23 protein-coding genes and 1 tRNA gene are annotated in these 23,014 nt (G+C 58.0%); 13 read left to right on the forward strand and 11 right to left on the reverse strand.

Going from position 1 to position 23,014, the window contains the following annotated elements; translation table 11 throughout:
• The 6 genes from ACKF11_RS06980 to ACKF11_RS07005 all read right to left on the reverse strand — a co-directional run bounded on the left by ACKF11_RS06980 (position 1) and on the right by ACKF11_RS07005 (position 5,425).
• On the reverse strand, positions 1-336 hold the full coding sequence (locus ACKF11_RS06980) for a cytochrome o ubiquinol oxidase subunit IV (RefSeq protein WP_407994028.1): 336 nt from the start codon (positions 334-336) through the stop codon (positions 1-3).
• Positions 337-954 carry a cytochrome o ubiquinol oxidase subunit III gene (locus ACKF11_RS06985; RefSeq protein WP_309565083.1) on the reverse strand — a complete coding sequence of 206 codons (618 nt, stop codon included), beginning with the start codon at positions 952-954 and terminating at the stop codon, positions 337-339.
• A 2-nt stretch (positions 955-956) separates the two neighbouring features.
• Entirely contained in the window at positions 957-2,936 is a 1,980-nt protein-coding gene (cyoB, locus tag ACKF11_RS06990; protein WP_407996484.1) for a cytochrome o ubiquinol oxidase subunit I, read from the reverse strand.
• 2 nt (positions 2,937-2,938) lie between these two features.
• Positions 2,939-3,826: a ubiquinol oxidase subunit II gene (gene cyoA, locus ACKF11_RS06995; protein ID WP_309565085.1), complete on the reverse strand. Its 888-nt coding sequence runs from the start codon at positions 3,824-3,826 to the stop codon at positions 2,939-2,941.
• A 430-nt stretch (positions 3,827-4,256) separates the two neighbouring features.
• The gene (gene eco, locus ACKF11_RS07000; protein WP_407996485.1) at positions 4,257-4,742 is read right to left on the reverse strand and encodes a serine protease inhibitor ecotin; all 486 of its coding nucleotides are present in this window, start codon (positions 4,740-4,742) and stop codon (positions 4,257-4,259) included.
• 326 nt (positions 4,743-5,068) lie between these two features.
• Entirely contained in the window at positions 5,069-5,425 is a 357-nt protein-coding gene (locus ACKF11_RS07005; RefSeq protein WP_309565087.1) for a hypothetical protein, read from the reverse strand.
• 301 nt (positions 5,426-5,726) lie between these two features.
• Between ACKF11_RS07005 and ACKF11_RS07010 the strand changes: the two genes are divergently transcribed.
• Positions 5,727-7,949, forward strand: coding sequence for a RelA/SpoT family protein (locus ACKF11_RS07010; protein ID WP_407996486.1), 2,223 nt, complete (start codon positions 5,727-5,729; stop codon positions 7,947-7,949).
• Positions 7,950-7,972: 23 nt separating this feature from the next.
• Here the strand turns inward: ACKF11_RS07010 and ACKF11_RS07015 are convergent, their stop codons facing one another.
• Positions 7,973-8,596 carry a DNA-3-methyladenine glycosylase family protein gene (locus tag ACKF11_RS07015; RefSeq protein ID WP_407996487.1) on the reverse strand — a complete coding sequence of 208 codons (624 nt, stop codon included), beginning with the start codon at positions 8,594-8,596 and terminating at the stop codon, positions 7,973-7,975.
• A gap of 216 nt (positions 8,597-8,812) precedes the next feature.
• Here ACKF11_RS07015 and alkB point away from each other — a divergent pair, with 216 nt between their 5' ends.
• The 3 genes from alkB (at position 8,813) to ACKF11_RS07030 (ending at position 10,973) form a co-directional block, all read left to right on the forward strand.
• Positions 8,813-9,454 carry a DNA oxidative demethylase AlkB gene (gene alkB / locus ACKF11_RS07020; RefSeq protein ID WP_407996488.1) on the forward strand — a complete coding sequence of 214 codons (642 nt, stop codon included), beginning with the start codon at positions 8,813-8,815 and terminating at the stop codon, positions 9,452-9,454.
• Positions 9,455-9,547: 93 nt separating this feature from the next.
• Entirely contained in the window at positions 9,548-10,243 is a 696-nt protein-coding gene (locus tag ACKF11_RS07025) for a glutamine amidotransferase (protein ID WP_407996489.1), read from the forward strand.
• A gap of 4 nt (positions 10,244-10,247) precedes the next feature.
• Entirely contained in the window at positions 10,248-10,973 is a 726-nt protein-coding gene (locus ACKF11_RS07030) for a GNAT family N-acetyltransferase (RefSeq protein WP_407996490.1), read from the forward strand.
• On the opposite strand, the gene ACKF11_RS07035 is transcribed toward ACKF11_RS07030, so the two are convergent.
• Entirely contained in the window at positions 10,942-11,415 is a 474-nt protein-coding gene (locus tag ACKF11_RS07035; RefSeq protein WP_309565093.1) for an HAD domain-containing protein, read from the reverse strand. The two genes, ACKF11_RS07030 and ACKF11_RS07035, sit on opposite strands and share 32 nt — an antisense overlap.
• Positions 11,416-11,553: 138 nt before the next feature.
• Between ACKF11_RS07035 and ACKF11_RS07040 the strand changes: the two genes are divergently transcribed.
• The 7 genes from ACKF11_RS07040 (at position 11,554) to ACKF11_RS07070 (ending at position 20,016) form a co-directional block, all read left to right on the forward strand.
• Positions 11,554-12,831 carry a TolC family protein gene (locus ACKF11_RS07040; RefSeq protein WP_407996491.1) on the forward strand — a complete coding sequence of 426 codons (1,278 nt, stop codon included), beginning with the start codon at positions 11,554-11,556 and terminating at the stop codon, positions 12,829-12,831.
• Positions 12,828-13,925: an efflux RND transporter periplasmic adaptor subunit gene (locus ACKF11_RS07045; RefSeq protein ID WP_407996492.1), complete on the forward strand. Its 1,098-nt coding sequence runs from the start codon at positions 12,828-12,830 to the stop codon at positions 13,923-13,925. The genes ACKF11_RS07040 and ACKF11_RS07045 overlap by 4 nt, the downstream gene beginning before the upstream one ends.
• Positions 13,925-17,014: an efflux RND transporter permease subunit gene (locus tag ACKF11_RS07050; protein WP_407996493.1), complete on the forward strand. Its 3,090-nt coding sequence runs from the start codon at positions 13,925-13,927 to the stop codon at positions 17,012-17,014. The genes ACKF11_RS07045 and ACKF11_RS07050 overlap by 1 nt, the downstream gene beginning before the upstream one ends.
• Positions 17,015-17,036: 22 nt before the next feature.
• Complete coding sequence (locus ACKF11_RS07055; RefSeq protein WP_309565097.1) at positions 17,037-17,708, forward strand: response regulator; 672 nt, start codon at positions 17,037-17,039, stop codon at positions 17,706-17,708.
• Positions 17,705-19,078 (forward strand): sensor histidine kinase, encoded by a 1,374-nt coding sequence (locus ACKF11_RS07060; protein WP_407996494.1) that lies wholly within the window; start codon positions 17,705-17,707, stop codon positions 19,076-19,078. The genes ACKF11_RS07055 and ACKF11_RS07060 overlap by 4 nt, the downstream gene beginning before the upstream one ends.
• Positions 19,079-19,215: 137 nt before the next feature.
• The gene (locus ACKF11_RS07065; protein WP_407996495.1) at positions 19,216-19,650 is read left to right on the forward strand and encodes a host attachment protein; all 435 of its coding nucleotides are present in this window, start codon (positions 19,216-19,218) and stop codon (positions 19,648-19,650) included.
• A 280-nt stretch (positions 19,651-19,930) separates the two neighbouring features.
• Positions 19,931-20,016: transfer RNA gene (locus ACKF11_RS07070), tRNA-Leu, on the forward strand.
• Positions 20,017-20,267: 251 nt separating this feature from the next.
• Here the strand turns inward: ACKF11_RS07070 and ACKF11_RS07075 are convergent.
• Both ACKF11_RS07075 and ACKF11_RS07080 read right to left on the reverse strand, forming a co-directional pair.
• Positions 20,268-20,687 carry a discoidin domain-containing protein gene (locus ACKF11_RS07075; RefSeq protein WP_407996496.1) on the reverse strand — a complete coding sequence of 140 codons (420 nt, stop codon included), beginning with the start codon at positions 20,685-20,687 and terminating at the stop codon, positions 20,268-20,270.
• Positions 20,645-20,881 carry a hypothetical protein gene (locus ACKF11_RS07080; protein WP_407996497.1) on the reverse strand — a complete coding sequence of 79 codons (237 nt, stop codon included), beginning with the start codon at positions 20,879-20,881 and terminating at the stop codon, positions 20,645-20,647. The genes ACKF11_RS07075 and ACKF11_RS07080 overlap by 43 nt, the downstream gene beginning before the upstream one ends.
• Positions 20,882-21,305: 424 nt before the next feature.
• On the opposite strand from ACKF11_RS07080, the gene ACKF11_RS07085 reads away from it, so the two are divergent.
• Positions 21,306-21,800: a hypothetical protein gene (locus ACKF11_RS07085; protein ID WP_407996498.1), complete on the forward strand. Its 495-nt coding sequence runs from the start codon at positions 21,306-21,308 to the stop codon at positions 21,798-21,800.
• Positions 21,801-21,813: 13 nt separating this feature from the next.
• Here the strand turns inward: ACKF11_RS07085 and ACKF11_RS07090 are convergent, their stop codons facing one another.
• Complete coding sequence (locus ACKF11_RS07090) at positions 21,814-22,203, reverse strand: cupin domain-containing protein (protein ID WP_407996499.1); 390 nt, start codon at positions 22,201-22,203, stop codon at positions 21,814-21,816.
• A gap of 368 nt (positions 22,204-22,571) precedes the next feature.
• On the opposite strand from ACKF11_RS07090, the gene ACKF11_RS07095 reads away from it, so the two are divergent.
• Positions 22,572-22,985, forward strand: coding sequence for a hypothetical protein (locus ACKF11_RS07095; RefSeq protein WP_407995231.1), 414 nt, complete (start codon positions 22,572-22,574; stop codon positions 22,983-22,985).
• The last annotated feature ends 29 nt before the right edge of the window (positions 22,986-23,014 follow it).

The raw sequence follows: 23,014 nt of genomic DNA on the forward strand, positions 1-23,014 counted from the left end.
TTAATGCCTCAACATGTTGTGGTTCAGGTGGAACATGACCCACAGCGAGCCTACCACGACGATCGCGAGAATGATCACGGTGAAGATGAAGGCCGTCACGTTCCAGCTCTGTTCCGACGAGGTGTTCATGTGCAGGAAGTACACGAGGTGCACCACGATCTGTACCACGGCGAACACCAGGATGGTGGCCAGCACGGTGGACGAGGACAACTCGTTAGGGAACATCAACAGCCCGAACGGAATGACCGTCAGGATTACGGAAAGAACAAAGCCAATCAGGTAAGACTTGACGCTGCCGTGGCCTGCGCCAGCGCGCTCAACGTGCCCGTGTGACATTTACAGCACTCCCATCAGATAAACAACAGTAAATACGCAGATCCAGACAATGTCCAGGAAGTGCCAGAACAGGCTCAGGCACATCAGGCGGGTATTGTTGGTGTCGGTCAGGCCCTTGCTCCAGACTTGCGCCATCAGCACTGCCATCCAGATCAGGCCGCAAGTCACGTGCAGGCCGTGGGTGCCGACCAGCGTGAAGAACGCGGACAGGAAGGCGCTGCGGTCGGGACCGAAACCTTCATGGATCAGGTGATGGAACTCGTTGACTTCCATCACGATGAAGCCCAGGCCGAACAGGAAAGTGACGGCGAGCCAGTTCAGCACGGCCTGCTTGTTGCCCTTGTGCTGGGCAATCATGGCAAAGCCGTAGGTGATGCTGCTGAACAGCAGAAGGAAGGTTTCGCCCAGCACGTAGTCGAGCTCGAAGATATCCTTGCCGGTGGGACCTCCGGCAAAGCTGTGGCTCAGGACCGCATAGGTCGCGAAAAGGGTCGCGAACAATATCAAGTCCGTCATCAGGTAAATCCAGAACCCGAATATCTTCGTGGCGCCGGCGTCGTGGTGGTGCGCATGCTCATCGGCATGCGCGTGTTGTGTATGCAAAGTTTGACTAGACATGGTTACGCCTGACTCGCTTGTTTAACTTGAAGGTGCTTGTTTTCAACTGCCGTGACTTCCTCGACCGGCACGTAGTAGTCGATATCCTCGTTGTAGCTACGCGCGATCACGGTCACCAGCATGGCGATGGTGCTGAGGATCACCAGCCACCAGATGTGCCAGATGAAGGCAAAGCCGAACACCAGGCTGAACGCGCTGATGATCACGCCTTCGGAAGCATTCTTGGGCATGTGGATCTTCTCGTACTTGGCAGGTGCCTTGTTGGCGCTGCCGTCCTGCTTCATATCCCACCACGCATCCAGGTCCTTGACCACAGGTACATGGGCGAAGTTATAGAAAGGAGGAGGAGAGGAAGTGGACCATTCCAGCGTGCGGCCGCCCCATGGATCGCCAGTCAGGTCGAGGTTCTGCTTGCGGTCGCGGATGCTGACATACAGCTGGAGCAGTTGCACCAGGATAGCCGCGCCGATAACGAACGCGCCTACCAGGGCAACGTACAGCAACGGCGTCCATGCCGGATTGTCATAGTTGTTGAGGCGGCGTGTCATGCCCATGAAGCCCAGCATGTACAGCGGGATGAAAGCCAGGAAGAAGCCACTGATCCACAGGTAGGCAGCGATACGGCCCAGCTTTTCATTCAGCTTGAAGCCGAATGCCTTGGGGAACCAGTAGACGAAACCAGCCAGGTAGCCGAACACCACGCCGCCGATAATGACGTTATGGAAGTGGGCGATCAGAAACAGGCTGTTGTGCAGCACGAAGTCGGCACCAGGCACTGCCAGCAATACGCCGGTCATGCCGCCGATGGTGAAGGTGATCAGGAAGCCGATGGTCCAGATGATCGGGGTGGAGAACTCGATACGGCCGCGGTACATCGTGAACAGCCAGTTGAAGATCTTCACGCCGGTCGGGATCGAGATGATCATCGTCGCAATGCCGAAGAACGCGTTGACGTTGGCGCCTGCGCCCATCGTGAAGAAGTGGTGCAGCCAGACGATAAACGACAGGATGGTGATCACCGCGGTCGCCCATACCAGGGAGGTGTAGCCGAACAGCTTCTTCTTGGTGAAGGTCGCAACGACTTCGGAGAAGATGCCGAAGGCTGGCAGGATCAGGATGTACACTTCAGGATGGCCCCAGATCCAGATGAGGTTGACGTACATCATCTGGTTGCCGCCGAGCTCGTTGGTGAAGAAGTGGGTGCCCAGGTAGCGGTCCAGGGTCAGCAATGCAATGGTCGCCGTCAGGACAGGGAAAGCCGCCAGGATCAGGATGTTAGTGCAGAGCGCTGTCCAGGTGAACACGGGCATCTTCATCAGCGTCATGCCGGGCGCGCGCATCTTTATAATGGTCACGAAGAAGTTGACCCCGGTAAGCAAGGTCCCCAGCCCGGAAATCTGCAAGCTCCAGATCCAGTAGTCGACGCCTACGCCTGGGCTGTATTCAATGCCGGAAAGCGGAGGATATGCCAGCCAGCCGGTCTGCGCGAACTCGCCGACGCCGAGCGAAATGTTGATCAGCGCGACACCGACCACGAACAGCCAGAAGCTCAGCGAGTTGAGGAAAGGGTAGGCGACGTCGCGCGCACCGATTTGCAACGGCACGACGATATTCATGAGGCCGACCATGAACGGCATGGCCATGAAGAAAATCATGATCACGCCGTGGGCGGTGAAAATCTGGTCGTAGTGGTGCGGAGGCAGGAAGCCTTCAGCGCCGGCCGAGGCGACTGCCAGCTGGCCGCGCATCATGATGGCGTCGGCAAAGCCGCGCAGCAGCATGATGAGGGCGACGGCGATGTACATGACGCCGATCTTCTTGTGGTCGACAGACGTCAGCCATTCGGACCAGAGCCATTTCCATTTCTTGAAGTGGGTGAGGGCGGCGGCAATGCCTATGCCCAGCACGCCGACGACTGCCAGCGTGATCATGATAATCGGTTCGTGGTAGGGAACCGCTTCCAGGGTTAATTTGCCAAACATTTTTACTCCTTGCCCTCCGAGAGTGAGTGCGCATTCGAACCAGAAGAATGTGTGTACTTCGCGACAATTCCGTCATAGAGATCAGGCGTTACGGTGGAGAAACGCTCAATCGGATTGTTGAAGGAAGCTTTTTCAAGAGCGGTGTACTTGTCAGCATCGAGCGCGGCGCTGGATTGCTTGACTTGCTGTACCCATTCATCGAATTTTTCCTGAGAGGTCACGTTGGCATTGAATTTCATGCCCGAGAAGCCGTGGCCGCTGTAGTTTGCGGATAAGCCGTGGTAGACGCCTTCTTCGTTGGCGATCAGGTGCAAGGTGTTCTTCATGCCGGCCATGGCGTAGATCTGGCTGCCCAGCTGCGGGATGAAGAAGGAGTTCATGACGGACCCGGAAGTCACTTCAAAGCGCACCGGCACATTGGCAGGGAAAGCCAGTTCGTTCACGGTGGCGATGCCTTGTTCCGGATAGATGAACAGCCATTTCCAGTCCAGCGATACGACTTGGACCGTCAGGTGGGGATGCTCGGAATCGATGGGCTGGCGCGGGTCCAGGGAGTGGGTGGTTTTCCAGGTGATGGTGCCGAGAACCAGGATGATGAGGACGGGGATAGTCCAGACAACCGCTTCGATCTTATTGGAGTGCGCCCAGTCTGGGGCGTAGGTGGCTTTGGTGTTGGAAGCGCGATAGCGCCAGGCAAATACGATCGTCATGATGATGACCGGGACCACGACAATCAGCATGAGCAATATCGCGGTAATGATAAGGGATTTTTCTTCAACTCCTATCTGGCCTTTGGGATCGAACAGCACAAAGTCGCAACCGCTTAGCAACAACGTGACACCTAGAGAAGACAATAGACTGAAAAGTCTGGGATATCGCTTTTTTATCATTTCAGCATCTCAACATGTAAAAGACGTATAAAACCACTGCCATACATCCATGGACGGTGTTGTTGCTTACCGCCTAAGGATACCTATCATCGGCTGGTAAGCCGCCGATATCTTGAAGTGTTGCTTGTAAGCGACACTCCAGGCTGGTCATTCAATTGCCACCATCAAACCGTGATTAAGTGAGCAATCCTGGAAGGGGAGGAGTTGCTGCCCCTGACGATCAGTCCCCGACTCCTGGGTTGATCCCCTTACCAACCTTATATTTTATACGATTAAACGAATTAGGCCCACATCAAATAAGGACAATTTCCACTTCGATGGGCAGGGTTTGGATGGCGGCTGAAATAATTTGTTACAACTGTCGCCTGGCGGTAACAGAATGTTACAGATCAGCCTGGCTTAGGCGTCGGGAGTAACTATGGAAAGTGGGTCATTCCGGTGCGACAGTCTTGAATTCCTGCGAGGGCTGCCAGGTGCGGTACCTCAATTCAAAACCTGCCGGGATATATACCACGACAGGCAGCTTGCTGTTGTAGCGCACGACAAAGCCGTTGCCGTTGGCTGCGACGAACTTCGAGATCTCCGTGCCGGGCGGGCAGGCCATCCGGGTGGAAACCGGGCCGTTGATGCTATCCACTTCGTAATAGGGGTAACCCCATCCCTGCACGGTATGCTCGACGAGAGTTGCGCCAAAGCTATGGCGGTTGCAGTCCACCTGCATGGTTTTGCCGACTTGCAGTTCCAATTTGACATCGTGCTCTTCGGCCAATGCCGGCAACTGGATGACATGGCGTTGATAGCCCGCTTCAGCCTTGGGATAGGGGACTTTCTCGTCGACCTTGCCTGCATGGACGCAGCCGTTGAGCATCAGCAGCGCCAGGGCGGCGAGGGCGGTTTGATGGGACTGTAACGGCATGGCCGGGCTCCTCGGGAATGAAGGTAGCGTTACTTTACCCCGGGAGCGCGGTTTTGGTAAGCCGCGTGGGCAGGTCAGGCATGCCCTGACAGCTCGACGATTTCCACGACCCAGTAGACCAAGATATAGATGAGAACGGCGGCAATCGCGAAAATGAGGACTTTATGCATGGCTGGTCGTTACTGAATGATGAGGTTGACAGTATGCAGGGCATAGCATGAAGCAGGGTTCCGTTGTTATCTGAAACGCCTGTCGGAAAAACTAACGCATCTCAAATGAAAATGGCGCCAGGAGTGGCGCCATTGTGATTAAGCAAACGCGTACGGTTACACGCGCTCGGGGCGGAACGGTTCGAGCACGCAGCGGATTTCCAGCACCTTGGATTCGTTTTCCACGCCTTCTTCCTTGGTGAAGCTCACCTTGGTGTTGCGCGGCGCGGTGTACACCACATTCCCGGCTTTCTTGATCTGTTCCGCGGTGTTTTGCAGGCGGGCGGAACAGGACTCGATATCGTCATGGACGGAAGTCTTCAACAGGTAGTGGTTCTCCAGGTGATCGAAAATCGCGATCACCGTGCTCCACTGCCCGGGTTGGGGATCAAGCTTGGACACGTCTTCAGCGGCATAGGCCTGTGCAGAAAAAGCACCGATCATGGTCAGCGCGGCAAGAGTACGTTTCATCATGTTAGCCTTCCTCATATGGTTATTCATTTATTGGGTGTTGCCAGTCCATCTAGACCGTCACCGGGCCAAAAAGTGCCCGAATCGTTCAATGGCGCTGTTTCATGCACATATTCTGTGGATAAAATTGTGGGTGCTATCAGGATTGCGGCGCTAAGTGCTTGTGGGGGCAGCGCAAGCCCAGGCTGATCATATTTTCAGCAAGGCTGGAAGCGGTTCCCGGAGGGGTTGGGAACTCCCGGGGAAAACTGTTGTAAAAGGCAGTGTCGAATACAACGATGGCAAATTGATGACATAATGCATCATGGTTTTTGTTCCTGATCTACTCTCTCAAGCCAGCGAGCAAGGGATGCTCGATGTCGAGTCCTGGCTCGCGTCGCTGGACAAGCAATTTATTCCCGAAGAAGTCGCGCTCATCCGCAAAAGCGCGGATTTTGCCGCGCCACGCTATGCCGGCCACCATGAACTCACGGCCGTGCCGGTCCTGCACCACGTGCTGGGGGTGGCTTCCATCCTGGCCGGCATGGGCATGGATGCCGAAACCATTGCCGCGACCATTCTCCATGCCTGCCCGGAGCACCTGCCCGAGTGGAAGGCGAAGCTGCAGGAAGCGTTCTCCCCGCAGATCGTGGCGCTGGTCGAGGGTATTGCGCGCATGGAGCAGATCCAGGGCTTCAGCCGGCCTGACATCGGCCATGCCAAGGACCGCAAGAAGGACGGTGAGGCGCAGCAGGCCCAGGTCGAAAGCCTGCGCAAGATGCTGCTCGCCATGGTCGAGGATATCCGCGTCGTCCTGATCAAGCTCGCCGACCGGGTGGAAACCCTGCGCAGCCTCGCAGGCGCGCCTGAAGAAGAGCAGCAGCGCATCGCCCACGAGGCGGAGACGGTTTTCGCGCCGTTAGCCAACCGCCTGGGCATCTGGCATATCAAATGGGAGCTGGAAGACCTGTCCCTGCGCTTCCTCGAGCCCAAGCTATATAAGGAAGTCGCCAAGCTGTTGGCGGAGAAGCGCGTCGGGCGCGAGCAATATATCAAGGAGGTATTGGATATATTGCAGCAGCAATTGCAGTCCGCGGGCATCCAGGCGGAAATGATGGGGCGTCCCAAGCATATCTACAGCATCGTCAACAAGATGCGGCGCAAGCAGCTTTCCTTCAACGAGCTTTATGACGTACGCGCGGTGCGCATCCTGGTCGACGACATCAAGGATTGCTACGCCGCGCTCGGCTTGATCCACAACCTCTGGCAGCCGATCCCCAAGGAGTTCGACGACTACATCGCACGCCCCAAGAGCAACAACTACCGCTCGCTGCACACCGTGGTGATCGGGCCACGCAACCTGCCGCTGGAAATCCAGATCCGCACCCATGAAATGCATCACCACTCCGAGCTGGGCGTGGCGGCGCACTGGCGCTACAAGGAAGGGGGAAAGGCCGACAGCAAGTTTGACGACAAGATCGTCTGGTTGCGGCAGATCCTCGAGTGGAAACAGGACGTGTCCGACGACGGCGGCGCCATCGGCCAGTTCAAGAACGAGCTGTTCCAGGACAAGGTCTACGTGCTGACCCCGCAGGGCAGGGTCGTCGACCTGCCGCGCGGCGCGACGCCGGTGGATTTCGCCTATATCCTGCATACCGACCTCGGGCACCGCACGCGCGGCGCCAAGGTGGACGGCAGCATCGTGCCGCTCAACTACAAGCTGCAGAACGGCCAGCGCGTCGAGATTCTCGCGGCAAAGCAGGGTGCGCCGAGCCGGGACTGGCTGAACCCTAATTTAGGCTACCTGCAAAGCTCGCGCGCCCGCGCCAAGGTGCGGCACTGGTTCCGCTACCAGAACTTCGAGGAGGATGCCGCCCAGGGCCGTCTACGGCTGGACAAGGAGCTGCACCGCCTGGGCGCGGTCGATATCAACCTGGAAAAAATTTCCCAGAAGCTGCATTTTCCCAAGCTGGAAGAGCTGCTGGCGGCGATCGGGCGCGGGGAAGTCGGCGAGCACCAGATCACCCAGGCCGTACAAAGCGAGCTACCGGCCAAGTCTGAGCAGGACGTGCCGTTCCTGCTCAAGTCGGAAAGCGATACCGATTCTTCAGGTGTTTTGGTAGAAGGCGTCGGCAACCTGATGACTTATATGGCAAAGTGCTGCAAACCCGCACCGCCGGATGCGATTATCGGCTATGTGACGCGGGGACGGGGCGTGACCATCCATCGCCAAGCCTGCCCGTTCATCAAGCGCTTGCCTGAGGAAAAACACGGCCGGCTGCTGGCAACGCAATGGGGCAACCGCCAGGAAAAGCTTGCCGGCGTGGATATCGATATCGAGGCCTATGACCGCCAGGGCCTGTTGCGCGACATCAGCGACCTGTTTGCGCGCGAGCGGGTGAATGTGACGCAGGTCAAGACGCAAAGCCGCAATAACCAGGCCAGGATGAGTTTTTCCATCGAGATTGCAGACCTAGACCAGTTGACGAGATTGCTGGCTTTGTTGCGCCAAGTGCCTAGCGTGAATTTAGCGAAGCGGCACTTATAGCCCTGCTGTAAAACTTATCCAGCTTATAGCGCAGGATAGTCCCTGGGCACGCGCCACAGATACCAGGCGGCGCTGCTGCGGTGCGGGCTCCACGCCATCCCGATGTCCCGCAGGCTGCGCGGGGTGGGAGCAGTGCCCAACCCCTTCATGCGGCGGAATCCCTCGCGTACGCCGAGGTCGTCGACAGGCAGGATGTCGGCGCGCCTCAAGGTGTGCATGAGCATCATTTCCACCGTCCAGCGCCCGATTCCCGGCAATGCGGTGAGTTGGGCGATCAACGCCTCGTCCTCCATTGCCAGCGCGGTTGCATGGTCCGGGATGCTTCCCGCGAGCGATGCCTCAGCCAAGCCGGTGATGTACGCGATCTTGCGCCCGGAAAACCCGCAGGCGCGCAATTGCGCGACATCGGTGGCCAGCAATGCGGCAGGCGAGGGGAATTGTCCGCCATGCAACTCCAGCAGCCTGCCGAGAATCGCGGCGGCAGCCTTGCCATGCAGTTGCTGGTAGGCTACCGCCCTGACCAGCGCCTCATAAGGCTCCTGCGTGTCGGGGGCCATGTCGGGCCTGGGGCCTATCGTTTCCACCAGCCTAGCCCAGTCGGGATCGATCGATGCCAGGAACAGGCTGGCTTCTGAAGGGGATTGCATGGATATCAAGCGCTCTCAAGTTGCCGGGGAGGATGGCAGCATAACGCGCTTCGCCAGACAGATGGCGATAAATTCAATCGCAAGAAACACCAAGCCCGCACCTGCCGAGTTTTGCTAGACTGGCTATATGACATGAAAAGACAAAGCTGCTCAGGATGGAGCCAATAACCCCAATGAATTCGGAAGACAAGCCAACGGGCGATAGGCATAAACGCTATGCACGGTGACCTGTTCAGCGAGGCATCGACCCCGGCAGCATTTTTCCCCGGCGCCTATATCCTGCGCGGTTTTGCCGGCAAGCAGGACCGTCAGCTTCTGCATGACCTGCAAACCGTATTAGCCCAAGCGCCCTGGCGGCATATGCAGACGCCGGGCGGCCTGGCCATGTCGGTTGCAATGAGCAACTGCGGCCCGCTGGGCTGGGTGTCCGACCGCGCCGGGTACCGTTATGCAGCCCATGATCCCTTGTCCGGCAAGCCATGGCCGGCGATGCCGCCATCCTTTACCGCGCTGGCCCAATCCGCCGCCGCTACTGTCGGGTTCGACCAGTTCGTGCCGGATGCCTGCCTGATCAACCGCTATGAGGCGGGCGCCAAGCTTAGCCTGCACCAGGACAAGGACGAGCAGGATTTCTCGCAGCCTATCGTATCGGTGTCTCTCGGGCTGGCGGCCACCTTCCTGTTCGGCGGCCTGCGGCGGAACGACCCGGTGTTGCGCACCGAGCTCCATCATGGCGATGTCGTGGTCTGGGGCGGCCCGGCCAGGTTGCGCTACCATGGCATCCTGCCGCTCAAGCCGGGCCAGCACCCGTTGACCGGCGATGTACGCATCAATCTGACTTTTCGCGCGGCAGGCTAGCGGCTGAGCTATCTTCTAAACCTATCGTCCAAGTTGCGTTTGTTGTTAAATGAAGCCTGTTTCATTCTTGACCACAATAACAAGGAATATGTCATGAAAACCGCTATCGCCCTGCGCCATATCGCGTTCGAGGACCTCGACGGAATTGCGCCTTTGCTCAGCCGCGCAGGTTACGAAGTGCATTACGTCGATACGCCCAATGCCACGGGCACGGAGCTCAAACAGGCGCGCGATGCCGATTTGCTGGTGATATTGGGCGGGCCCATCGGCGTCTACCAGACGACGGACTTTCCCTTCCTGCAAACGGTGACCGACGTGGCCGAGACTCGCTTGCAACACGGGCAGCCGACATTGGGCATATGCCTTGGCGCGCAGATTATGGCGCGGGCGTTGGGCGCCAAGGTATATGCCGGGGAAGCGGGCAAGGAGATCGGCTGGAGCCCGTTGAGCCTGACTGCGGAAGGCCGGCAATCGCCCTTGTCCGCATTGGGGGAGGAGCCGGTGCTGCATTGGCATGGCGATACCTTCGACCTGCCGCAAGGTGCGGTCCGGCTGGCGTCATCAGCGCTGTACGCCAACCAGGCGTTTGCCTATGGCAAGCATGGCTTGGCCTTGCAATTCCATATCGAGGTGACGGCGGCAGGGCTGGAGCGCTGGTATGTCGGGCACGTCGGCGAGCTGGGCGGGTCGTCGATACCGGAGTTGCGCAAGCAGGGACAGGTGTTGGCGCCGCAGCTTGTACCCAAGCTCGAGCAAGTGATCGCGCAATGGCTGGACCAGTTGTTCTGACGCCATGAACTATCACAACAACGAATACGGACAGCCGGTCGGGGAACCCGTGCCGGGCTGGACGCCGCGCCCGTTTCCCACCCGTGTTACCTTGCAAGGCCGCTATTGCCGGCTGGAGCCCATAGACGATCGCCACGCGGCAAGCCTGTTTGCCGCATATCAATTGGCAGCCGATAGCCGGGACTGGACTTATATCCCCTTGGAGCGGCCGGAGAACCTGGACGATTTTCGCGCATATGTCGCGTCATTGCAGGCGTCGGCAGACCCGCAGCATTATGCGATCGTCGATCCTGCCACCGGCCATGCGCTTGGTACGCTCGCCCTGATGCGGGTCGCTCCTGCGGCAGGCTCGGTCGAGGTCGGCTTTGTCGTGTATTCGCCAGCATTGCAGAAGACCACGGCGGCGACCGAGGCCCAGTTCCTGCTGATGCAGTATGTGTTCGACACCCTTGGCTACCGGCGCTATGAATGGAAGTGCGACAGCCTGAACGCGCCTTCCCGGACTGCCGCGTTGCGGCTGGGCTTCCAGTTCGAGGGCATCTTCCGCCAGGCGGTGGTGTACAAGGGGCGCAACCGGGATACGGCCTGGTTTTCGATCATCGACAGCGAGTGGGCTATGCTGTCGCGGGCATACCGGCAATGGTTGTCGCCGGATAATATCGATGCGGCAGGCAAGCAGCGTCAGCGCCTGCAGGCCTTCATGCCAGAGCGCAGTCTTGCAGCTGGTTGAGGCGCTGGCCGGGCTGCTGCGCCAGCAACTGCCTCTTGATGCGGGTGAGGGAGTCCAGGTCCTGGTCGGTCAGGCCCAATAGCGGGTTGCACTTGACCAGACGGTTGAAGCGTTCGGGAAATACGCCGTCGTCCAGCACCAGCCATTCTTGCTGGGTGCCGCAATACTGCAGCCAATCGAAAATCTCGCTCAGGCGCCAGTAGCGGTCATGCGCCTGGTCGCGCGGTCCCGGCGTGACGCCGAGCACCCTGTGCCGTACGTCCTCATTGAATAACTGGCGCAATTCCGCAATGTCCATGCTGTTGCGCCACTTGCTGCTGATCACGATGTTGACTTCGGGATGCTGCCTTAGCCATTGCTCGAGCATCGCGAGCCTGTCGAATTTCTGCCGGCGCTTTCCCGTGGCGTGCAATACGCCGTCGAAGCTGAGGAAAAGAATCATCAGGTTGAGCCTGTATTTGAGTGCACGGGAGTGTGCGCCTTCAATATGAAACCCATATGACAAGCGCAGGTATCGTCAGATTATTGTCAGCCAAGGCTAAGGTTGATGTATGGACCGCCTGCCTACAATCCGGCCATCATGCAGAAAAGATGGAGCCGTTTGCTGTGCATGGCCGTGCTGGCATCGTCGGGATGGGGTGTCACCCCGTTACAGGCGGAAGAAGCTGAGCCGTTGACCCTGCGCCAGCTGGCGCAGGAGCTGCGCGCGCGCAATCCGCAGTTTGTGCAGGCGGAGCAGGAGCGCGTGCAGATCGAGGCGCGCATCCCGCAGGCGCTGGCATGGGACAGGCCCATGATCGGCATGGAGCAGGCGCCGGTGCCGCGCAGCCCGCTCAATATCGACCGCTCCCAGGGCATGAGCTACCGCTTGACGCAAACCATGTCGTTCCCGGGCAAGAAGCGCCTGGCCGCCGATATCCTGGAAGCCGAGGCAGGCAGCGCTGGCGCGCAGATCGACGGCTTGTATGTGGGCCTGCTGGCAGAATTGAAGCGCCAGTATTACCAGTTGCTCGCCCTGCAGCAACAGGCCGACATCAACCGCAACACGATCGAACGCCTCAACCAGATCAAGCAGGTGGCCAAGGTGCGCTATGCCAACAATGCCGCGGCATTCGTGGAGTACATGAATGCCCAGGTGGCGCATGGCAGTGCGGAAAACGACATCTACCAGACCCAGCGCCAGATCGAGCAGACTCAGCAGGGGCTGAACACTTTGATCGGGCGCGACCCAGCTCAGCCTCTTGCTGTCAGAACCGAAACATGGTCGGAATTGGAACTGCCGCCGTTGGCTGAATTGACCAGCCGGGCACAGGGGCTGCACCCCAATTTGCGCGATTCGGCCTACCGATTGCAAGCGGCGCGCAAAAGCCTGGATCTGGCGAAAAAAGCCTACTATCCGGACCTGCAGCTCATCCTCACCAAGCACAGCAACAATCCTCCCTACGGTCTGGCCGGCAATGAATACGGCGTGGAGGTGGACTTGATCCTGCCGACCTGGTTCTTCGAACGCGAGAAAGCAGGCGTCAGCGAGGCCAATGCAGGCGTGATTTCCGCTCTGGCCGGGGCGGAGCTGGCTTGGCGCCAGGTGCAACTGGGGATCGCCAATGCCTACAGCCAGGTGCAGCAGGTCATCAAGGAAAAGGAGCTGTTGCAGCAGCGCCGCTTGCCGGAAGCGCAAGCCGCTTACCGCCTCGCCTTGAACGGCTATGCAAACAACGCCGGGGATTTCAACGGGCTATTGCTGGCGCAGCAGAACCTGCGCGACACCGAGCTGTCAGCCGCCTGGGTCGATAGCGCGCTGCAGCAAGCCAAGGCCGCGCTGGATGCGGCAATAGGGCAGGGGATGGAATCGCCATGAAGCGCCTCTTGTTGCCGCTGGCATTTATGTCGGGCGTAGGGCTGGGAGGCTGGCTGATTCCGTGGACATCAACCACGTCGCTCGAGCCGGAAGCCGTGAGCCAACCAGCGCAGAAAGAAGAAGCGCTGAGCGCGGACAAGGTCGCTGCGGATTTTTTTGCCAGCGCCTTGCCCGAGCAGCGCGAAATCGATGAGGTGGTGCCCGTGATGGGGCGGCTGGCGTTCAATGCCGAGAAGATACACCTGGTATCGGCGCGCATCGCCGGCAGGCTGGACCGCATCCTGGTGTTCGAGGGCGCGCAGGTCCGGCAGGGCCAGCCGTTGGCGGCGCTCTACAGCCCCGAATACGTTTCGGCGCAGAACGAACTGCTGCTGGCGCGCAATACCTGGCGCACCTTGCAAGCCAGCAAGGCGACGCAGGAACTGGCGCAGGATGCCGAGTCCACGCTGCAATCCGCGCGCGAGCGCATGCGGGTGATGGGCGCTTCCGAGCAGGATATTGCCGTCCTGGAGCAAAGCGGGCGGGTCAATGAGCACCTGTTGCTGCGCGCGCCGATCAGCGGCGTGGTCACGCAGCGCAACCTCGACCCGGGCGCTTTCATCAACCTGGGCGACAGCTTCATGTCGCTCGCCGACACTTCCACGCTTTGGTTTTTCGGCAACGTCTATGAACAGGATTACCAGCGCATCCGCCAGGGGCAGCCATTGCAGCTTGAGGTGCAGGCGCTGCCCGGCAAGCGCTATAGCGCGCGCGTCGATATCCTGTCTCCCACCTTGGACGTGGAAACCAATACGTTGCGCGTGCGTTGCCTGGTGGCGAATGACGGCGCATTGCGCCCGGACTTGTTCGCCACGGCCAGCCTCAATGTCGGCAAGCGTCCGGCATTGCTGGTGCCGGTCGATGCCGTGGTGCGCTCGCAGCAGGTGGATTACCTGATCGTGGAAACGCCTGACGGCAATTACCGCAGGCGGCAGGTAAGCGTCAGGCCGTACCGGGAAGGCCTGGTTGCGGTCACGGAAGGCTTGTCCGCCAACGAGAAGGTGGTGGTGCGCGGCGCAACCCTGCTCAACCAGAAGCTCTCGGGAGCCATGTAGTGCAGGCAACCGGCGCCTTCATCGCGGGCGTATTGCGCCGGCGCCTGCTCATTCTCGGGCTGTCGATCGGCTTGCTGGTGCTCGGCTACATCAGCTTCACCAAGCTGCCGATCGAGCCTTATCCGAATATCTCGCCGCTCAACGTGCAGGTGATCACCCAATGGCAGGGACGCGGCACCAACGAGGTGGAGCGGCAGATCACCGTGCCGGTGGAAACCGCGCTCGCCAACCTGCCCAGGCTCAAGACCTTCCGTTCGGTATCGCTGTTCGGCCTGTCGGTGGTGACGCTGCAATTCGAGGACGGCACGGATTCCTTCACCGCGCGGCAGAACGTGCAGCTGCACCTGGATAGCGCCTCATTGCCGGACGGCGTGCAGAGCGAGCTGAGCCCGGATGCGGACGCCCTGGGAGAGGTGTTGCGCTATCGCGTGGCCTCGGAGAGCGGCGACGATGTCATGGTGCTCAAGTCCTTCCAGGACTGGGAAATCTACCGCCAGCTCAAAACCGTGCCCGGCATTGCCGACATCAACGGCTTTGGCGGCCCGACCAAGCAATACCAGGTGCTGCCCGACATCCGCAAGCTGCAATCCTACAATATCTCGCTCAACGAGCTGGTCGAGGCGCTGAGCAACGCCAACGCCAATGCGGGCGGCGGCAACCTGCGGGCAGGGGAGCAGCAGTACGTGGTGCGCGGCATCGGCCTGATCAAGACCCTGCAGGATGTGCGCAATATCGTGATCGTCTCGCGTAACGGCCTGCCGGTCCGCGTGGGCGACGTGGCGCGCGTGGAGTTCGGTTTCGCGCCGCGGCTGGGCGTGGTGCAATACAACCAGGACCCTGACGCGGTGGAAGGTATTGTACTGATGCGGCGCGGCGGCAATGCCTCGGAAATGCTGGAGCGCGTCCACCACAAGGTCGACGAGATCAACCGCGGCGGCATCCTGCCGCAAGGCATCAAGCTGGAGCCTTTCTACGATAGGCAGGAGCTGCTGGATTTGACCATGGGCACGGTGCACCACACCTTGCTGTTCGGCATGGCGCTGGTATTGATCGTGCTGTTCGTCTTTCTCGGCAGCCTGCGCGCGGCATTGGCCGTGGCCTTGGTGATCCCGCTCGCGCTCAGCGTTTCTTTCGCCGGCATGGTATTGGCTATTCCCGCCAACCTGATCTCGCTGGGCGCGATCGATTTCGGCCTGATCGTCGATGCGGCGGTGATCGTGATCGAGAACATCATGCGCCGCATGGAAAACGGCACCAGCAACCTGCGCCAGACCATCGTCGCGGCAGCGGCGGAAGTGCAGCGCCCGATGATCTTCTCCACCATGATCATCATCATGGCCTATGCGCCGCTGTTCATCATGGGCGGCGTGGAAGGCAAGATCTTTCATCCCATGGCCTATACTATGGGGCTCGCCTTGCTCGCCTCCATGGTGCTGAGCCTGACCTTCATTCCCTCGGCGGCTTCCTTCCTGTTCAAGCCGGACAAGCTCGAGCATCGCCCGGGCATGATCAACGTCCTGGTCAAGCTCTACCGCCCCGTATTGGCAAGATTGCTGCGCAACCCCGGCCTGGTGGCGCTGGCAGCCTTGCTGGCTTTTTCCGTCGCCTTGTTCGGCGCCAGTCGGCTGGGCACCAGCTTCCTGCCGACATTGGAGGAAAACAACCTCTGGCTGCGCATCAGCCTGCCCAATACGGTGGACCTGCAATATTCCTCAGGCTTCGCCACCCAGGTGCGCGGCTACCTGCGCGAACAGCCGGAAGTGAAGACCGTCGTGGCCCAGATCGGCCGCCCGGACGACGGCACCGACGCCACCGGGGTGTTCAACGTCGAGTTCGGGGTGTACCTGAAAAAGCCCGAACTGTGGCCGCAGGGTGTCACGCGCAGCGACCTGGTACGCCGGGTGGAGGCCTACCTGCAACAGGTTCCCGGCATCGAGTACAACTTCTCGCAATACATCCAGGACAATGTGGCGGAAGCCTTGTCGGGCGTGAAAGGGGAGAACTCGGTCAAGATTTTTGGCGACGACCTGGAGGTGCTGCATGAAAAAGCGCTGGAAGTGCAGGCTATCCTGCAAGGCATCAAGGGCATGAGCGATGTCGGCATCTTCCGCGAACTGGGGCAGCCGACCATGAATATCCGCGTCGACCGCGCAGCCAGCGCGCGTTTCGGCCTCAATGTGGCCGATGTGCAGGCGCTGGTGGTGAACGCCATCGGCGGCAACCCGATTAGCAAAGTGCTGGAAGGCGAGCGTACCTTCGACCTTGCCTTGCGATTCCCCGAAGGCCAGCGCAACCGCCTGGACCTGATCCAGCGCCTGTTCGTCGGTACGCCGGACGGGCAGCGCATCCCGCTCTCCATGGTGGCCCAGGTGGAGCTCAGCGACGGCCCGTTCTTCATCTACCGCGAATCCGGGCGGCGCTTCATCGCCATCCGCTTCGGCGTGCGTGACCGCGACCTAGGCAGCGCCGCAGCCGAGGCGCAGAAGCTGGTGGCGGAGCAGGTCGAGTTGCCGCGCGGCTACCGCACGCAGTGGGACGGGCAGTTCAACCAGATGAAAGAGGCGCACAAGAAGCTGGCCGTCATCGTGCCGCTGACCCTGTTGGCGATCTCCATCATGCTGTATTCAGCGTTCGGTTCCGCCAAGGATGCCAGCCTGGTGCTGCTCAACGTGCCGTTCGCCACTATCGGCGGCATTGCCGCGCTCTATCTTGCAGGAGAGGAGCTTTCCATCTCCGCCGGCATCGGTTTCCTGTCGCTGTTCGGCATCGCCATCCAGGACGGCGTGATCCTGATCTCGTATATCAAGAGTTTGTATAATCAGGGGGAGCACGCGCTGGACGAGGCTATTCTCGAAGGCGCCGCCATGCGCCTGCGCCCGGTGTTGATGACGGCGATGCTGGCCGGCCTGGGCCTGCTGCCCGCCGCCTTGTCCCATGCGATCGGCTCGCAGGCGCAACGCCCGCTGGCGCTGGTGATCGTGGGCGGCATGGTCACGACTACCTTGTTGACCCTGCTGGTGCTGCCTGTGGCGTTCGGCTGGATTTACCGCCATTATCCCAGGAGCGCCAGCACCCAGAGTGCTTATTAAGCCTGTTAACCTAAGGAAAACCATGCGCATATTGGTTGTTGAAGACGATGCCATCCTCGCCGAGGGCACTTGCGAGTCGCTCTCCAAGGCGGGCTATGCCGTAGACCTGGCGGAAACCGGCACTAAGGCCAACGCCATGATAGAGGCCGGGCATTACGACATGCTGCTGCTCGACATCGGCCTGCCGGGCATGGACGGCTTCGAGGTGCTGCGCCGCTTGCGCAAGCACAACAGCAGCATTCCCGTCCTCATTATCTCTGCGCGCGACGATGTCGATTTCCGCATTTACGGCCTGGACCTCGGCGCCGACGACTTCATGCTCAAGCCCTTCGTGCTTGCCGAGCTGCATGCGCGCACCCGGGCCTTGCTGCGCCGTCATACGTTGAGCGAGCGCAACACCCTGGCCTGCGGCAAGCTGGTGGTGGACCTCGGCGCCCAGCGTGCCAGCGTCGCTGGCGAGCCGATCGAACTCTCGATCCGCGAGTGGGACGTGCTGGTCTACCTGTTGCGCAACCTCGGCAAAGTGGTGCGTAAGGAGGCCATCATCGAAACTTTGTGCGACTGGAAGACGGACATCAGCCTCAACGCGGTGGAAGTCTATATCTCGCGCCTGCGCAGCAAGCTGGACGCCCATGGCATCCAGATCCGCACCGTGCGCGGCTTCGGCTATCTGCTGGAAGAACCGGCGCCATGAAAGCGGCCAACAGCCTACGGCGCAAGCTGCTGCGCTGGCTGCTGGTGGCGCTGAGCGCGCTGGTGGCCGTCGGCATCCTCACCGACTACTTCATGGCGCTTGAGCCCGCGCGCGAAGTGTACGACCAGCACCTGCTCAAGCTGGCGTACAACCTGGAGCGTTCGCTGCCGAACGACCCTAGCAAGTGGCATGAGGCCTATCCGCAAATCGAGCGCAATCTCTTGCGTAGCGAGCAGGATAGCTACGATGCGGCCAAGGCCGCCATTTTCGACCTCCAAGGCCAGTTCATTGCAGGCGTGGCTGACCTGCCCATTCAGCTTCCTTCCGCCGACAACAAGCCGTACTTCTACGAAGTCGAATACCAGGGCGACCCAATCCGCGTCGTCGCCATCAAGAGCCCATCACTGGATGCCGTGCTCTACCTGGCGGAAACTACCTACAAGCGCAACCGTCTGGTGCAGAAGACGCTGATCCATATGATCGTGCCCGAACTCATTTTCGCGATTTTCTCTATCGTCGTGCTCTGGATCGGGGTAGGGCGGGGCCTGCAGCCGTTGGCGCAAATCCGCGCCCAGATCAACGCGCGCTCCGAAACCGACCTCAGTCCCATGGACGAAGGCAAGGCCCCGGTGGAAGTCCGCGAGATCATCGTCGCGCTCAACTCATTGCTGGCACGGCTCGACCATTCCCTCAAGCTGCAAAACCAGTTCCTGGCCAATGCCGCACACCAGTTGCGTACCCCGCTGGCAGGCTTGCAGATGCAGCTTGAACTGGCCTCCGAACAAAGCCCGGAAGAAAGAATGCAGTCTCATGAACGTATGGTGGTGAGCACCCGGCGCATCGTGCGTCTTGCCAACCAGCTATTGGCGTTGGCGCGTGCGGAAGGAGAGGGCGAAGTCAACAAGTTCGCCGAGCTGGACATCAGCAACGCGATCGAGGCGATGGCGACGGAATGGCTGGCGCGCGCCGATGCGAAAAGCATAGACTTGGGTTTTGACCTGCATCCTGCCAAGGTCAGCGGCAGCCTGTGGCAAATCCAGGAAATGCTCGCCAACCTGGTCGACAACGCCCTACGCTACACCCCCATGCAAGGCAATATCACCATCCGCTGCAGGCAGCAGGAGCAAGAGGTCGTGATCGAAGTGGAAGACAACGGCCCCGGCATCCCGCCGGATCAGCGCGAGCACGTATTCAACCGTTTCTATCGCCTGGACGAAGGCCCAGAGGGCTGCGGTCTTGGCCTATCCATCGTCCGCGAAATCGTGCGGCGTCATGACGGAAAAGTTGTTCTGAGTACACCGCTGAGTAAGCGAGGCACCTTGGTCCAGATCACTTTGCCGGCCGTAGAAACGTTTAAAAGCATTGTTTAAGCGCGGTTGAAGCGTAGCTGGCATCAGGTGGTGGGTAACAGCTTCTTACATGGAGTTTCTCCGCTTTCCTAATGTCGTTACCCGCGCCGGCTCGTAACATTGGACTTTCTCTTCTATTTTATGGAAAGGGGTTCATCATGGATACCACCTGGATTCTCGTTGCTGATAGCAGCCGCGCTCGCATTTTTGAGATGCAAGCTCATCATGCGCCTACCGAGATCATGGATTTAAGGAACGGGGCTGGCCAACTTCAAAATAGAGAGCTAAGAACGGATGGCAAGGGTCGCTTTTTTGGTAGCGCTGGCACGCAAGGCAATACGTATGAGCCTGTTGTGACGCCTAAAGTACATGAAGCATCCTTGTTCGCCGAAGAGGTCAATCAATATCTCACTGAACACTATAATCATCACCATTTTTCAAGATTACAGGTGATTGCCCAACCAAAATTCCTGGGGTTGTTACGCGATAAGCTGAATGACCAAGTGCGCAAACTGGTGGTGGAAGAAGTTTCCAAAGACTTGTCCAAAGCCAGCGTGGAAGATATCCAGCAGCAAGTCAGCAATCTGCATTGATACAAAACGGCGGTTTAGGTTGCCCGCTTAAGCCTTTTATAAGAGTAGACCGTCGGTCAGCCCTGCCTGAGCGATCTTTTTTTACCTGAACTGCCCCAAACTACTATTGCGGACAAGAGGTCGAATCGGCATTTCTTTTCCTGAAGGACCGTGTTTGCCAAGAAGGGAATCACTTCTGGAATAAGCGTGGGCTTGAGATTTATCATTTCGCGCTACTCAACCATGACCGTCAAGTGATAGAATACGCGCTGCTCCATTCGGGGCTTCTCAAGCATCTCCTGCCCGGGTGGTGAAATTGGTAGACACAAGAGACTTAAAATCTCTCGCCCTTTGGGCGTGCCGGTTCGATTCCGGCCCCGGGCACCAAATCAATTGCTTAGATTGTTTTCCCGCATCCTGAAGCTTTCCATTTTCTAACGGTGCCAACTTCGTATCAGCTTGAGCATCTTTAGTTTTTCATGGCAGGTTTGGTGCAGCATGTGTGATAACTGACATTGCGGCGGATTGATATTGATAACATCGTACCGCTAGCTATAACAACCATTTAAAGTTGATTTGGCATAGAAAGAAGCCTACCGCAAACCACCGATAGGCTTCTTTAATTTTATTAAAGCAGATTAAGCCTTTTTACGTCGCGCTGCAAATCCCAAAAGACCAACACCAGCGAGCAACATGGCATAGGTGCTTGGTTCCGGCACTGGTGCGGTGACGAATTTCACTTCGCTCAAACCTACCCAAGGCCATTGGGAGTCAAAGTTTGTCAGAATATCGAATTGCACATAGCGGGCTGTTGCGGTGAAGTCCACTACTTGCGCAGGAATATCGCCGCCTGTGGAAACGGCCAGTGTGCGCAGATCGCCAACGGTTTCGAAGGTGATGCCATCGTTGGATACTTTGATGTAGAAGTCCTTAACGCCGCGGTTGTAATCGATATCGGAATTGTATTGCCAGATCAAGGCGCTTCCGAGGTTGAAAGTCTGGCCGAGGTCAAAGGTCAACTGGGCCGTGGTGTCGAACGGATAAGTGCCTTGATCCACATATCCGACCAATTGCCGCCATGCAATTCACCGTTCAGGCCGGAGTTGTCGATCAAGCTGTTAGCAGAGACCGTGAAATGGGTGCTTGAGGCTATAGCGCTTACCGGAGTGACTACATTGTCAGGCCATGCGGCATGAGCTTGCATCGAAATAAAGACTGTTGTTGCGATTAACGCTTGATGGATGATGTTCATTTTTTCCTCTAATGCTTAGGTTGAATAGATCCTGGCCGCAAAGAGGCCGGAAGGGTCTCCAGGCGCTTCTGTGCCTGGACGCCACTAAGTTACTTGGCGGAGATGTAAATTTGACTCAGGCTTCTAGTCTGTTTAGCTCATGAGATGAGCCTAGCGTGCGAAGAATGCTTTGCAGATATCAACGATGGGAAATTTAAAGGCCAAGTCTACATATATAGTAACCTGATTCGATAGGATTAATCGATGAGCATATGCATGACGGGTGGATTTTTAATCTCATGCCACTTGCAGGTTGAAGGTAAAATCTCCCTGACTAACACTCATATCCGACAATGAAAATATGACAATGCGGTTTTATCAGAAAGCATCTTCGTTTAAGTGGTTGCTTGTACTTAGCGCAATTGCCGCGGGGGGTGGTTATTTGATGATCAACGATTTACTTAATGGCTCTGAAAATAGGGCGCTGGACGATAGGATCAAGCAAGTTTCTCATAAGGTGCTGGAGGTGCGCGAGGCTCCCGAGCGTTTGGAAGTGGTCTACCTGAATGACAGGACTCAATCCAGCTCGGCTTGGATTGAGGGATTTTTTGAAGATGCCTTGAATATAGCTGTGCTTGCAAAGGACAAGGCATATCCTGAGTTGGTGTTTCTGGTGCAAATTCCGGCTGAAGATGCTGGCGACGGGTCAAGAGCAACGTTAGGCATGAGCGTGGTTTATGACGGCTCCGCTCTGGATTCGCTAGCGCTTAGGGATGCCACCGTGCATCAGTTTGCTGATATGCCCAAGCAGGTTCACTATCAGCGGCTTGGAAGAATCAAAGCCCAGGAATACTGCAATGATGCCGGCGGCTATAAATATACCCCTCGTCTATGTGGTTTCCTAGTCGAGGGGTATATCAAAGGTAGAAGGCTCAATTGAACCTTGCCCTGGATTACTTCTTTCTGGGATCATCCTTGGGGTTGGTATAGGTAATATCCCAAGGGCCGGTGGCAATCAATTCCACGATGGTTTCATCACCCTCCGTCCATACGTAATGCGCATGGCCTGCAGGCAATACAAAGCTTTCTCCCACTTTCAGCATTTCACCTTTTTTCTTGTCCAGAACGTCGCCCATCCCATTGCCTAACTTGCCCTTCAGCACGGTGATGACTTCGGTGAATGGATGGGTATGGGCGGGAATCGGGTAATTGGCAGGAAACTTGAGCCAGGCAATGAAGACGCCCGGTTTGGAAGGGTCGCCGAGGATAAGTGCGCTTTTGGCGCCCTTGGGCAGAATCGGCTCATCCTTCCAGTCGATTTGAGCCGGCCTGAATGACTGCATTTTTTCTGCCGTCATTCTTTCAATCTGATCTGCGGCTTGTGCGCCCGTTGCGGCGAATGCGAGGCAGAGGGCGGATATGATAGTTCTCATCTTTTCTTCTCCAATAGGTTTGCTTGATTATTTTTTGCTTAAATGCCTGAGCTGCTTAACATGCTTTTACAATGAAGCGGCACACATCATCGCTGATTGCGGGGCAAAGCCTATGCGACAGATGACTTAGTTTGAGGTACTGATCGTCATGATTTTGGGCTAGAGAAAATGATGAGAAGCATCCGGGCTTGGCTTGAGCTCCAATCCTAAAATCGCTTGTTCACTGAACCTAACCCCGGATTGGCAGTCTTTTGGAAATACCCATCTGTCAGGTCATCATGAGAAAAATAATATTGTCGGCGCTTTTACTTTCATTGAGCGCATGTGCCGGGGTTGCGCTACAGAATGCATCAAGTACGCCGGTGCCGCCTGACCGGGTATATGCGTCCTATCCCAAATTCTTTACCGGCGCGTATGTCACGGTGCGCCGCGACCCTGCGCCGAAGGAAATCGGGATCGGTTGCGAGAACGAGCTTTATATCGACAACATCCGTTCCTACACCATCATGCCGGGGGAATATGTGACGTTCTTCCTCACCGACGGCAAGCACGTGCTCAAGGTGGATACCGGACGCGGTTCTTGCCAGGGCAGGCCAAGTTCCGAGGAGATCAATGTTTCAAACGGCATTTCCCAGGAATACAAGATTTTCAGCCCGCCTGGCGATACGCTGCGGTTGTTCCGTATCATGTGATGCCGAGGCATGCGGTTTTTCCTTGGCGG

Source organism: Methylobacillus draconifructus, assembly GCF_045984385.1.
GTDB classification, from domain to species: Bacteria; Pseudomonadota; Gammaproteobacteria; order Burkholderiales; family Methylophilaceae; genus Methylobacillus; species Methylobacillus flagellatus_A.

What these genes read in the sequence shown, in the direction of transcription:
- alkB (WP_407996488.1), top strand. Translation starts at nt 8,813, where the DNA reads ATGCACGGTGACCTGTTCAGCGAGGCATCGACCCCGGCAGCATTTTTC.
- ACKF11_RS07095 (WP_407995231.1), top strand. Translation starts at nt 22,572, where the DNA reads ATGAGAAAAATAATATTGTCGGCGCTTTTACTTTCATTGAGCGCATGT.
- eco (WP_407996485.1), bottom strand. Translation starts at nt 4,742, where the DNA reads ATGCCGTTACAGTCCCATCAAACCGCCCTCGCCGCCCTGGCGCTGCTG.
- ACKF11_RS07045 (WP_407996492.1), top strand. Translation starts at nt 12,828, where the DNA reads ATGAAGCGCCTCTTGTTGCCGCTGGCATTTATGTCGGGCGTAGGGCTG.
- ACKF11_RS07015 (WP_407996487.1), bottom strand. Translation starts at nt 8,596, where the DNA reads ATGCAATCCCCTTCAGAAGCCAGCCTGTTCCTGGCATCGATCGATCCC.
- ACKF11_RS07040 (WP_407996491.1), top strand. Translation starts at nt 11,554, where the DNA reads ATGCAGAAAAGATGGAGCCGTTTGCTGTGCATGGCCGTGCTGGCATCG.
- ACKF11_RS07065 (WP_407996495.1), top strand. Translation starts at nt 19,216, where the DNA reads ATGGATACCACCTGGATTCTCGTTGCTGATAGCAGCCGCGCTCGCATT.
- ACKF11_RS07090 (WP_407996499.1), bottom strand. Translation starts at nt 22,203, where the DNA reads ATGCAGTCATTCAGGCCGGCTCAAATCGACTGGAAGGATGAGCCGATT.
- ACKF11_RS07030 (WP_407996490.1), top strand. Translation starts at nt 10,248, where the DNA reads ATGAACTATCACAACAACGAATACGGACAGCCGGTCGGGGAACCCGTG.
- ACKF11_RS06980 (WP_407994028.1), bottom strand. Translation starts at nt 336, where the DNA reads ATGTCACACGGGCACGTTGAGCGCGCTGGCGCAGGCCACGGCAGCGTC.
- ACKF11_RS07080 (WP_407996497.1), bottom strand. Translation starts at nt 20,881, where the DNA reads ATGAACATCATCCATCAAGCGTTAATCGCAACAACAGTCTTTATTTCG.
- ACKF11_RS07005 (WP_309565087.1), bottom strand. Translation starts at nt 5,425, where the DNA reads ATGATGAAACGTACTCTTGCCGCGCTGACCATGATCGGTGCTTTTTCT.
- ACKF11_RS07035 (WP_309565093.1), bottom strand. Translation starts at nt 11,415, where the DNA reads ATGATTCTTTTCCTCAGCTTCGACGGCGTATTGCACGCCACGGGAAAG.
- ACKF11_RS06985 (WP_309565083.1), bottom strand. Translation starts at nt 954, where the DNA reads ATGTCTAGTCAAACTTTGCATACACAACACGCGCATGCCGATGAGCAT.
- ACKF11_RS07025 (WP_407996489.1), top strand. Translation starts at nt 9,548, where the DNA reads ATGAAAACCGCTATCGCCCTGCGCCATATCGCGTTCGAGGACCTCGAC.
- ACKF11_RS07055 (WP_309565097.1), top strand. Translation starts at nt 17,037, where the DNA reads ATGCGCATATTGGTTGTTGAAGACGATGCCATCCTCGCCGAGGGCACT.
- cyoA (WP_309565085.1), bottom strand. Translation starts at nt 3,826, where the DNA reads ATGATAAAAAAGCGATATCCCAGACTTTTCAGTCTATTGTCTTCTCTA.
- ACKF11_RS07085 (WP_407996498.1), top strand. Translation starts at nt 21,306, where the DNA reads ATGATCAACGATTTACTTAATGGCTCTGAAAATAGGGCGCTGGACGAT.
- ACKF11_RS07010 (WP_407996486.1), top strand. Translation starts at nt 5,727, where the DNA reads ATGGTTTTTGTTCCTGATCTACTCTCTCAAGCCAGCGAGCAAGGGATG.
- ACKF11_RS07060 (WP_407996494.1), top strand. Translation starts at nt 17,705, where the DNA reads ATGAAAGCGGCCAACAGCCTACGGCGCAAGCTGCTGCGCTGGCTGCTG.
- cyoB (WP_407996484.1), bottom strand. Translation starts at nt 2,936, where the DNA reads ATGTTTGGCAAATTAACCCTGGAAGCGGTTCCCTACCACGAACCGATT.